Origin of the sequence: Micromonospora sp. NPDC047074 (assembly GCF_040643815.1) — a bacterium.
GTDB lineage: Bacteria > Actinomycetota > Actinomycetes > Mycobacteriales > Micromonosporaceae > Micromonospora.
In genome coordinates this window covers 350496-361398 of the sequence record NZ_JBEYVB010000003.1, presented here as the reverse complement: position 1 = coordinate 361398, position 10903 = coordinate 350496, and the positions used below count along the sequence as shown (strand labels likewise).

The following is a 10903-nucleotide window of genomic DNA, read 5'->3' as shown; positions in this document are numbered from 1 at the left end:
CTGCGACAACGGTTCACGCCGGGCGGCGGCGTGTGCGACAACGCGAGGACGTGAGGGCGGGATGACACGGCGCGCGCCTTGTCACTTCGGTGGTCCTGCTTTCGTTGCCTGGCTGCGCAGTTCTCGGGCGCGCCTGCGGCAGGCATCGATGATGTCGGGGCGGAGCAGGTGGCCGAAACCGGCGCGGTCGAGGCGTCGGACCAGTCCGTCGCGGTCGGTGCGCAGTGCGGTGGCGGTGCTGTCGAGGTCCCAGTCGGTGGCGGCGAGTTGGGACAGCAGGTGTCCGCGGCGGGTCTGGGCCGCCGACAGCCGGAACGTCTTGAGGTAGGCCGTCTGGCCGATCTCGTCGGTGATGGTTTCACCGATGTGGTTTTCTGCCTCGGGGTCGAAGGCGGGCAGGAACCGGGCCAGGGTGAAGCGCCCCATCCGTTGTACCGGCGTGACGGTGAGCCGCTCGGCGCCGAAGAGCCCCTCGGCCATGAGGCCGTGGAAGGCCCTCCAGTCGGCGCCCACCTGGGCCAACTGGTCGCGCAGGTCGGCGATGCTGGCGATGCGGGTGTCGTCGAGGCGGGCGGTGAATTCCGGTACGGCCGGATAGAGATAGTTGTAGTGGAACAGCAGTTCGCCGTAGAAGTCCTGCAACAGCGTGGGGTGCAGGGCGCGGTAGTCGTCCGGGTGCGGAACGACGAACGCGGCGGCGAGGGCGTCGGCGACGTAGAGCACCATGCCGCACTGGTCGTGGTGGATCTCGAACGCGCGCAGCGCGTCGTCGAGGCCGGTGATGGCGGCGCCGGTGTAGCTGGCCTCCACGCGGGGGGTCAGGCCACGGGTGACGGCGTTGCGGGTCCAGTCCTGCCAGGCGATGGTCGGGCCGCCGAACTGCAGCGTGAGGTAACCCTCCATCGCCAGGTGCAGCGGCAGGAAGCGCAGCCGTCGCCTGTCCTCACGGCGAGCCAGTCGGCGGCGGAACGCCAGCCGGATGCCGGTGGGAGCGCCCGTGTCGTCGGGCTCGCGCAGCTGGGTGCCGTAGGCGGCGGCCGGGGTGGCGTCGGTGCTCCAGGTGGCGACGAACGCGTGCGGGACATAGGCAAGGTAGGTCGTGCGTGGCCCGGTGCTGGCGATCGGCAGTTCGCCGGAGTCGTAGAGGCGGGGGTGCAGGCGCAGATCGGTGATGGGGGTCGACCGTAGTAGCGGGACGAGGCGGACCGCGCCCCACGTCTGGGCGGGCCCGGCGGTCAGCCCGGTCAGATCGATCCTGTCGGTGGCGGCCGTCACGACGCTGTCTCCTCGGTCCCGAGGAACCGCTCGACCCGGTCGGCGAGGTGGCGGCGTAGCTCGTCGAAGCCGGCGCTGCCGGTGGCGAAGCGGGCCAGCTCGACGAGCGCGGCGGCGTCCTCGGCGTCGCGGACGCCCACGGTGGCCACGCCGGCGGCGAGGCGGCGCACGTCGAAGGTGTCGGCGTCGTAGACGGGGTTGAGGTGTACGACGCTCGTGGCCTGCCGGGGATCGAGGCGGGTACGCCAGACCCGCAGCACCTCGGCGGCCTGCCCCGGTGGGTCGTTGTCCCAGCCGTCGGAGACGATGACGAGCCGGTCGGGGCGGCGTTCGAGGGCGTCGACGACGCGCGCGCCCAGCCCCGTGGCGCCGACGGGGTGCACCAGCAGCGGATCGCCACGGTGGTGCAGCCACAGCCCCGTGTAGTCGGCGGCGAGGACCTCCAGCAGATAGTGCGTGGCCAAGGCGACGGCGAGCGGCCGGCGGTGCTTCACGCCGGAGCCGGCGGCGGAGTAGCTGTCGTCGAGGACCGCCACCACCCGGCCCCAGGTGCCGGCCTGCCGGCGCGCGGCCCGGCGCGCGGCGGCCCGGAGCGCGCCGGTCAGCTCGTCGCGACGCCGGGCGCGTTCCGGGCGGGCCAGTGACAGTACGTAGATCGCGAGGCGGGTCAGGGGTGCGGTGGCGAGGTCCATGGCGACCGCCTCGACCTTGTGCCGCGCGGCGGTCCCCTGCAGCCGCAGCCGCTCGCCGGCGGTGAGCATGGGCGCGATGCCGGACAGGAACCAGGCCCGGGCGATGCCGTGCTGGGCGGCGAGCCCTTCGGCGACGGTGTACGGCAGCTCGTACAGGGCCCGCTGCTCGAAGTGGGCGCGTCGCCACGTCTCCAGGATCGGCGTCTCGTAGCGTCTCGGGCGACGCCAGTCGAACAGCACCGTGCCGACCTCGCCGGGAAGTGGCAGGTGGGCGTGCCGGGCGGCGACCGACAACGACCGGCGGTACTTGACCGCGTCGAAGGCCGGGTCGGGGCGGGCCGCCACCCAGTCACGCACGATGGCGCGGGTACGCCGGTTGTTGACCCCCAACCGGCGCAGCTGCCGGAACACGCCGTACACCCGGTGCGGCGGCAACGACCGCAGCCGCGCCGCGATCAGCCGCCCCTCCACCGCGCGCTGCTGGTCGCTCGCCTCCCGCGCGGTGCGGAGCAGGTTGGTCACGACCATGGCGGTGTTCAGGTGGTTGACGTCCAGGGCCAGGGTCGCGGCATACAGGTCGCGGTAGTTGCCCAACACGTACTCGTGCAGGAACGCCAACGACAGCCGCTGGGTGACGGCGGCGGAGCGGAACTCACGCTGGGCCGTCGAGGCGATCGCGGCGTTGACGAACATGACCACGTCCTCGCACGCGACCCGATCCGCCCGTGACACGGCCGTGACCCCACCTTTCACGCGATGTTCCTGGGGGCCGGCCGGGGAATGGGGGCACGAACTGCGAAGCATCGCTTTAGAGGCGGGTTCCGGAAGTCGCACCGGAGTCCCGCGGCCGGCCCGGCCACGATACCCGTCACGATCTCCACCACGCGACGGGAAAACCGCCCCGTGCCCCTCCGGCCACGAGCGGTCGGCCGGTGCTGCTACGGCGTCCGCGGCGGGCGCCCGGGATCTTCGGGTGCTCAGAGCCGGTAGAACGCCCGGTAGCGGCGGATCAGCCGCCACTGCACCAGTACCGCCGCCACGGTCAGCAGGATCATCACCAGGGTCGCCGCCGCCGCGTAGCCGTAGCGCAGGTACTCGAACCCGGTGCGGTAGACGAAGAGCGACAGGTAGGTGGTGGCGTACGGGGGCGGGCCACCGTCGGTCACCACGAAGGCCGGCACGAAGGAGAAGTGCAGGCTCTGGATGGCGTCGCGCACCGCCAGCAGCCCCAGCACCGGCGCCATCAGCGGCAGCGTCACCCGGCGGAACACGTCCCAGCCGGTGGCGTCCTCGATCGCCGCCATCTCGTAGACGTCGCGGGGCAGCGCACGGCGGGCGGCCAGCAGCACCACGAAGGTCTCGCCGATGGTGAACAGGCTCATTCCGACGATCGCCGCCCGGGCGTCGGTGGGGTCGGTGAGCCACTGCGGCGGGGTGCGTCCCAGCGCCGTCAGGCCGTTCTCCCCGCCCGCGCGCAGCAGCTGGTTGATCGGACCGTAGAGGGGGTTGAGCAGCCAGAGCCAGAGCAGCCCGTAGGCGATCTCCGGGACCGCGGTCGGCAGCACCGCCGCGGTGCGGGCGCTGCCGACGCCGAGCGCCCGGCGGTGCAGCAGCAGCGCCAGGCCGAGGGCGAAGAGCACCCGCAGCGGTACGGCCACCAGCGCGAAGACCAGCGAGTTGGTCAGCGACACCCGGAACACCGGGTCGTCGAGCAGCGCGGTGAGGTTCGCCAGGCCCACCCACTGCGGCGGGCGCAGCAGGTCGTACTCGGTGAAGGCCAGCGCCAGGGTGACCGCGGCGGGCAGCAGCACGAGCCCGACGAGGCCCACCAGGTACGGCGTCAGCATCAGCGCCAGCTGCCGGCGCGAGCGGCGGTCGGTCGCCGTCACGGGGCGTACCGGCGGCCCGAGCCGGCGTGGAAGAGGTGCACGTCGGCCCAGCGCACGCCGACGCGTACCGTCGCGCCCCGGGCCGGCCGGCGGGCGGCGGGCACCCGGGCGACGACCGGGTGCCCGCCGGCGAGGCTCAGGTACGCGTACGCGTCCTCGCCGACCACCTCGACCCGCTCGACGGTGGCGTCCGTCCCCTCGGCGGCGTCGAGGGCCACCGCCTCGGGGCGGAAGCCGAGCTCCATGCCGCCCAGGCCGGCTGGGGCGGCACCGTGCGGGTGCAGCGGGCCGTCGGCCGGCAGCAGGTTCATCGCCGGGGAGCCGACGAAGCGGGCGACGAAGGTGGTGGCCGGGGTGCGCCAGATCTCGTCGGGGGTGCCGACCTGCTCGACGCGCCCGTCGCGCAGCACGGCGATCCGGTCGGCGAGCACCAGCGCCTCGGTCTGGTCGTGGGTGACGTGCAGCATCGTCGCGCCGAGCCGGTCGTGCAGGGCGCGCAGCTCGGCGCGCATCTGCACCCGCAGCGCCTGGTCGAGGTTGGACAGCGGCTCGTCGAGCAGGAACACGTCCGGCTCGCGCACCAGCGCCCGGGCCAGCGCCACCCGCTGCCGCTCGCCGCCGGAGAGCTGCGCGGGCCGCCGGTCCAGCAGCCCGGCGCAGCCGACCGTCTCGGCCGCCGCGTGGGCCCGCTCGCGGGCCACCCTGCGGGGCGTGTCGCGTACCTCCAGGCCGAACGCGATGTTCTCCGCGACGCTCAGGTGCGGGAAGAGCGCGTACGACTGGAACACCATCGACACGTTGCGCCGGCCCGGGCGCTCGGCGGTGACGTCGCGGCCGGCGATGCGCACGCGGCCGGCGGTGACCGGTTCCAGGCCGGCGACGACCCGCAGCACTGTCGACTTGCCGGCCCCCGACGGACCGAGCACCACCAGCAGCTCGCCCCGGGCGACGGCCAGGTCCACCTCGTGCAGCACGGTCGCGCCCCGGTACGCGGCCGAGACGCCGGTCAGGGCGAGGCCCGGCTCGTTCACCCGTGCTCCCCGCGAGCGAAGATCGGGCGGGTCTGCCGGTCGAGTTCGCGCACGACGTCGTCGAGCCGGTCACCCCGGTGCATGGCGTTCTCCAGGATGCCGTAAGTGACGTCCTCGATCTCCGGCCAGGTGGAGACGGTCGGCAGCGCCCGGACGGTGGGGATGGCGTCGAGGAAGACCTTCGCGCTGCGCGGCGGTTGGGCGGGGCCGAGGAACGCCGGCGACCGCGACACCCCGACGTGCGACGGGACGGTACGGCCGGTGGCCGCGATGATCCGCTGCCCCTCCTCGGCGATGGCGAACTCCAGGAACCGCCACGCGGCGTCCTTGCGCTTCGCGCCCCGGGTCATGCAGTACGCGTCGGAGTGCAGCACGCCGACCTGCTCCTTGTAGACGGGCAGCGGGGCGACGTCCCACTCGAAGGAGGTGATCGAGCGGAACGTGGTGGTGGAACGGCGGGAACTCATCAGCATGGCGAGCCGGCCGTTGGCGAAGCGCGACTCGTCGTCCTCGGCCTCCACCTCCTCGTCGGTGGGCACCACCCCGTACGCCAGCCGCAGGTCGACGAGGTTCTTCAGCGCCTCCCGGGCGGCCGGGCCGTCCAGGGTCAGCCTGGTCGGCCTCACCGGGTCGTCGACGATCTCGCCGCCGCCCGACCAGACGAACGGGGCGAGCCGGATGATCGACGGCTCGACGCCGAGGCCGTGCACGGCGGGGCGCAGCGCCGCGCCCTCGCTCTCGGTGGCCCTGACCACCACGCCGCGGGAGTCGCGGGTCATCGCGGTCGCGGTGGCGACCAGGTCGTTCCAGGTCCAGCCGGCCCTCGGCTCGGGCACGCCGTACTTCGCGAACAGGGTGCGGTTGTAGTAGACGGCCAGGCTGGAGACGTTCTGCGGCAGGCAGAGCTGCCGGTCCTGCCAGCGGAACGCGTTCCAGGCCACCGGGTAGTAGTCGGCCGGGTCGACGGCCTGCGAGGCGGCCAGCCGGTCGTCCAGCGGCTCGATGACGTCCTTCGCGGCGAACTGGCCGTAGAAGCGGTAGTTCATCAGGAACAGATCCGGCGGGGCGCCGCCGGCCACCGACGTGGCCAGCCGGGCCAGCAGGTCCTTGCGGTCGCTGGCCTCGACGAGCTGCACGTCGGCGCCGGGGCGGGCCTTCTCGTACGCCTCGACGAGGGTGCGGTAGGCGGCGAGTTCCTCGGGGGCGCCGAAGACCAGCAACCGCACCGGGCCGTCGGCGGGCGACCCGGCGCCGGAGCCGCAGCCGGTGGCGGCCAGCACCGCGGTGAGCAGCAGCGCGAGCAGCGCCTTCGGTCGCATCGTCGGTCCCGTCCTCGGTCGCATCGTCAGTCTCGTCCCGTCGGGTCGTCGTGGTGGAGGAAGCGCCGCTGGGCGAGCACGAAGACGGCCAGCGCCGGCACCGTGGCCAGCACCGCACCGGCCAGGAACACCGGGAAGTTCGTCGGGTCCAGCACCGACAGGGAGCGCAGCGCCAGCGGCAGGGTGAACAGCTCGCGGTCGTAGACGTAGACCAGCGGGTCGAGGAAGTTCGACCAGGTGAGCACGAAGGTCAGCGCGGTGAGGCCGGCGGTGACCGGGCGCACCAGCGGCAGGGCCACCCGCCACCAGGTACGCAGCGGCGAGAGGTCCGCCACCAGGCAGGCGTCGTAGAGGTCGCTGGGCAACGCCCGGAACGCCAGGTGATAGACCAGGACGTAGAGCGGCGAGGTGCCCAGCAGCGCCGGGGCGACCAGCGGCACCAGGGTGTCGGTCAGGCCGAGCACGCGGAAGATCGCGAATCGGGGCACGAGCAGCGCCGTCGCCGGCACCATCAGCGCCACCAGGGACGCCGCCACGACCACGCCGGTGGCGCGCGGGGCGATCCGGGTCAGCGCGAAGCCCGCCAGGGAGGCGACGAGCACGCTCAGCGGCACGGCGACGACCGCGACCACTACCGAGTTGAGCGAGGCGCGCAGCAGCCCGCCCAGCTCGACGGCCTGCTGGTAGCCGGTGGTGGCGACCGGCTGCGGCACGAGCTGCGGGGTGGGCGGTGGCGGCAGGCCCGGCTCGGTGAGCGAACCGGAGACCAGCAGCAGCAGTGGCGGGACGAAGACGAGCAGGACGAAGGCCGCGCCCAGGGTGCGCCATGCGCGGCCGGCCGCCGCGGGCAGCGGTGCGGGGCCGCGCGCGCGGCCCCGCACCGTGTCGTTGCCGATGGTCGCCTTCCTCAGAGCGCGAGCTGCCAGGCGCCGAGGCCGTGCGAGGCGGCGTAGAGCACCCGCTTGCCCGGCACGATGGTCAGCCCGGCGACCTCCACGTTCGGCATGCCCCGGGCCGCCTTCGCCCAGGTCGTGGCGCCCTTCGCCAGCCGCAGCACGCCGAAGTCGGTGGCCGCGTAGAGATCACCGGTGACGTCGTCGCGGACCAGGTCGGTGATCGGCTGGTCGCCGAAGTCGTACGACCGGTCGGTCCAGGTCGCGCCCGCGCCCGCCAGCCGCACCTCGAACGCGTGCCCCAGCGTGGCCGGGGTGTTCGAGTTGAACCCGCTGTAGGAGACCCACGCGTGGGCCGGGTCGGCCGGGTCGACGTGGACGCCGGTGACGAAGCGGTTCGGCGTGGCGGCGGTGTCGATGCGCGTCCAGGTGACCGCCGACGCCGGCTCGGCGTCGACGTTGCGCGACACGAACACCCGGCCGGTGCTGGTGGCCGCGTACGCCGTGGACGAGTCGGAGGCGACGCGCTCGACGACCGAGACGGCCCCGCCGGCCCGGTCGCCCCACGCGGCGTCGGTGAGGTTGACCGTGCCCAGCGGCGCGAAGTCGCCGCACTGCGCCTCGAAGGTGCCGGTCCAGGTGTTACAGATGCGGTCGGCCTCGGCCAGGCTGCGGTCGCCCAGGCCGAACGTCTTCGTCCGGTAGGCGGTGCGCGAGGTGCCGGCGAAGATCGTGCCGCTGACCTTCGGGTCGCTGACCACGGGTGCGTAGAACAGGGTGCCCGGGTGCCCGAAGACCGGGTCCGAGATCGAGATCCAGCTGCCGATGTCGCCACCGGCGAAGTTCACCTCGGGCGAGGCGTCGTAGAAGGTGTGGAAGCGGAACTCCGGCCTGCCGACGTCGAAGCCCGACGCGCCGCCGTCACCGATCATCGTGTTGACCCAGCGCCGGCGCTCGCCCTTGTTCTCCCAGGTGCCGTTGTCCTGGGTGCCGCCCTGGAGCAGGCGGTGGTCGTGCGGGCTGGCCGAGAGGCCGATGAACTGCAACGTGTTCATGCCCGTGTTGATGCCGTCCAGCTTCGACGGGATCTTCGACAGCATCTGCCGGCAGCGGTTCTTCTGGGCGTCGGTGGCCAGGTTGCGGTCCGGGTTGTCGCACCAGGCCGAGCGGTCCACGAACTGGCCGCTGGAGCGCATCACGCCGCCGTCGTTGGCCTCGAAGAACTGGTACGGGTCGCGCGGGTTGGTGACCAGGGCGTGCTGGTCGGGGTGCAGGCCGTTGGGGTGCAGTTCGTCGGTGCCGTCGTAGGTCATGTCGGTGCCGCTGACGCCGGCGTCGGTGGAGAGCACCACGGCCCGCTTGTGGGCGACGGTCTCGCCGTAGACGTACGAGCCGCCGGTGTAGACGATGTCGGGATGCCCGGCCGGGGTGTGCACGAACACGTCGTACCAGCACTGGCCGGTGCACTGGTTGTAGGTGGCGTAGCCCGGGTCGGCCGGGTTGGCGCTGCTCAGGTCGGCGAACGCGGGGACGCCGCCGGCCACGTCGTCGCTGCGGAACAGCCGCGAGTACGGGTTGCCGAGGTTGCCCTCGTAGACGTACATGCGGGTCCTGCCGTCCGGCAGGGCGGTGACGTCGATCGCGGCCCGGGTCTGGAAGACCGCCGGGTTGAGCGACGGCTTGATCTGGGTCCAGGTGGCGCCGGCATCCGCGGAGCGCCACACCCCCCGGGCGTACGAGGAGGCGTAGACGACGTTCGCGTCGCGCGGGTCGAGCTTGACGTAGCGCACCCCGCGCGGCGAGCAGGCGGCGGTGTTGGCGTATTCCGCGGCGCTGCCGGTGCACTGGGTCGCGTCGGCCGAGCCGTTGTGGACGAACCGCCAGGTGGCGCCGCCGTCGGTGGACTTGTAGAGGCCCCACTTCTCGGCGTCGGGAACGGGCCGGGTGACACCGGTGCAGCAGGCGCCGGACATGCCGCGCAGGGCGGTGGTGGTGGCGACGTAGAGCGTCTTCGGATCGCCCGGCTTGATGGTGATCTCACCGATGCCCTTGCCGGCGAGGGCGTCCTTGCCCAGCGGGCCCTTCCAGGTGACGCCGCCGTTCGTGGACTTGTAGAGCCCGACGCCGGCAACGCAGCCGGAGGCGCAGGTGTTCGCCTCGCCGGTGCCGACGTAGATGGTCAGCCCCGTCCTGTCGTTGCGGTCGATCTTGACCGAGCCGGCCGCGTTGATGCCCAGCGGCCCGCCCAGGTAGAACCACTTCGGTTCGGCCGCGAGGACGTTCAGGGTGCCCCAGACGCCGCCGCCGGCAGGCGTGACGTACGCCCGGCAGAGCAGGGCGGTGCAGTCCGGGGCGATGTCGATGGAGGTGACCCGGCCGCCCGCGACGTACGCGTTCGGGACGTAGTTGCCGGCGTTGCGGAACTCGGTGAACGGGTAGAGGGCCTCGCTGGGGCCGATGTTCGTCCAGCCCCGGGTGCCGCCGGCGCGCCGCTCGGCGGCGGCGTACGCCGACTTGGAGCGGTCGACCTGGGCGATGCTGATCGTGTTGGCCGGGTACGCGCGCTCCAGGAACTCCTGCTGCGCGGCGTTGCCGGGCCCGTCCGGCGACATGCCGTCGCTGCCAGGCACGGCCTGGCGCAGCCGTTCCATGTGGGCGCCGAGCGCCCCCGGCATCTCCCCGTCGCCGGTCGCGGCGGCGGGGGTCGGCACCTCGGCGCCGGCGAAGTGGATTCCGACGAGACCGGTCGACGCCACCAGGGCACCGACCGCCAGTCCTGCGAGCAGATGGCGACGTCTGCGCTTCACGAGGTCCCTCCGGCAGGTGACGGCGCCACCTCAGCGCGGCCCTCCGGATTGGCGACCGCCGCTGGCAGCATCCACGATGGAGGATGTCAGAGCGCATCGACGCAGACAATCCCCTGCGTGAACGAGCATCGACGCAGGGTTGCGTCCGCGTGGAACGGGTAGTGCGCCGGCATGCCATCGCGTTACGAGCACTATCCGAGGATCGCCATCGTCACGGGCGCCGATTCCGGCATCGGCCGGGCCTGTGCCGTCGCCCTCGCCGGGGCCGGCTTCGACATCGGCGTCACCTGGTACCGCGACGCCGGGGGCGCCGAACGGACCGCCACCGAGGTACGCGCGGCCGGCCGGCGCTGCGAGGTCGCCCACCTGGACCTGACCCGGCTGCCGGGGGCCGACGCAGTCGTCGACGAGCTGGCCGAGCGCCTCGGCGGGCTCGGGGTGCTGGTCAACAACGCCGGCACCGGGGCGTCCACGCCCTTCGTCGACACCGGCTGGGAGCAGTGGCGCGAGGTGCTCTCCGTCGACCTCGACGGCCCGTTCCTCTGCGGGCAGCGGGCCGCCCGGCGGATGCGGGCCGCCGGGCTGGGCGGCCGGATCGTCAACATCACCAGCGTCCACGAGCACGCGCCCCGGGTCGGCTCGGCCGCGTACTGCGCGGCGAAGGGCGGGCTCGGCCTGCTGACCAGGGTGATGGCGCAGGAACTGGCCGCCGACGGCATCACCGTCAACGCGGTCGCCCCCGGCGAGATCGCCACCCCGATGACCGGGCAGGAGGACGTCGACCCGTTCACCGAGGAACGTCCCGGCGTACCGGTCGGGCGGCCGGGGGACGCGCGGGAGGTCGCCGCCGTGGTCGCGCTGCTCGCCTCGCCCGCCGCCGCGTACGTCACCGGCGCCTCCTGGTCGGTCGACGGCGGCATGCTGATGATGGGTCCGCAGGCCAACTCGCTGGAGTCGCACGACTGGCGCTCGGTGCGGGGCTGACCCCACCGGCGGG

General features: G+C 73.2%; 8 protein-coding genes. 1 reads left to right on the top strand and 7 read right to left on the bottom strand.

Features of this window, described 5'->3' with window-relative positions:
* Window positions 1-81: 81 nt before the first annotated feature.
* The 7 genes from ABZ809_RS08145 to ABZ809_RS08115 all read right to left on the bottom strand — a co-directional run bounded on the left by ABZ809_RS08145 (window position 82) and on the right by ABZ809_RS08115 (window position 9906).
* The gene (locus ABZ809_RS08145) at window positions 82-1275 is read right to left on the bottom strand and encodes a hypothetical protein (protein WP_357561739.1); all 1194 of its coding nucleotides are present in this window, start codon (window positions 1273-1275) and stop codon (window positions 82-84) included.
* Window positions 1272-2699: a hypothetical protein gene (locus tag ABZ809_RS08140; RefSeq protein WP_357561738.1), complete on the bottom strand. Its 1428-nt coding sequence runs from the start codon at window positions 2697-2699 to the stop codon at window positions 1272-1274. Before ABZ809_RS08140 ends, ABZ809_RS08145 begins: the two co-directional genes overlap by 4 nt.
* 245 nt (window positions 2700-2944) lie before the next feature.
* The gene (locus tag ABZ809_RS08135; protein ID WP_357561824.1) at window positions 2945-3814 is read right to left on the bottom strand and encodes a sugar ABC transporter permease; all 870 of its coding nucleotides are present in this window, start codon (window positions 3812-3814) and stop codon (window positions 2945-2947) included.
* A gap of 38 nt (window positions 3815-3852) precedes the next feature.
* Window positions 3853-4887, bottom strand: coding sequence for an ABC transporter ATP-binding protein (locus ABZ809_RS08130; RefSeq protein ID WP_357561737.1), 1035 nt, complete (start codon window positions 4885-4887; stop codon window positions 3853-3855).
* Complete coding sequence (locus ABZ809_RS08125) at window positions 4884-6206, bottom strand: sugar ABC transporter substrate-binding protein (protein ID WP_357561736.1); 1323 nt, start codon at window positions 6204-6206, stop codon at window positions 4884-4886. Before ABZ809_RS08125 ends, ABZ809_RS08130 begins: the two co-directional genes overlap by 4 nt.
* A gap of 26 nt (window positions 6207-6232) precedes the next feature.
* On the bottom strand, window positions 6233-7087 hold the full coding sequence (locus ABZ809_RS08120) for a carbohydrate ABC transporter permease (RefSeq protein ID WP_357561735.1): 855 nt from the start codon (window positions 7085-7087) through the stop codon (window positions 6233-6235).
* Window positions 7088-7113: 26 nt separating this feature from the next.
* Entirely contained in the window at window positions 7114-9906 is a 2793-nt protein-coding gene (locus tag ABZ809_RS08115) for an exo-alpha-sialidase (RefSeq protein ID WP_357561734.1), read from the bottom strand.
* Window positions 9907-10077: 171 nt separating this feature from the next.
* Between ABZ809_RS08115 and ABZ809_RS08110 the strand changes: the two genes are divergently transcribed.
* Window positions 10078-10890 (top strand): SDR family oxidoreductase, encoded by an 813-nt coding sequence (locus ABZ809_RS08110; RefSeq protein WP_357561733.1) that lies wholly within the window; start codon window positions 10078-10080, stop codon window positions 10888-10890.
* Window positions 10891-10903 lie beyond the last annotated feature (13 nt).

Excerpts from the sequence above, each read along its gene's own strand:
- ABZ809_RS08125 (WP_357561736.1), bottom strand. The coding sequence starts at position 6,206 with ATGCGACCGAAGGCGCTGCTCGCGCTGCTGCTCACCGCGGTGCTGGCC.
- ABZ809_RS08135 (WP_357561824.1), bottom strand. The coding sequence starts at position 3,814 with ATGCTGACGCCGTACCTGGTGGGCCTCGTCGGGCTCGTGCTGCTGCCC.
- ABZ809_RS08110 (WP_357561733.1), top strand. The coding sequence starts at position 10,078 with ATGCCATCGCGTTACGAGCACTATCCGAGGATCGCCATCGTCACGGGC.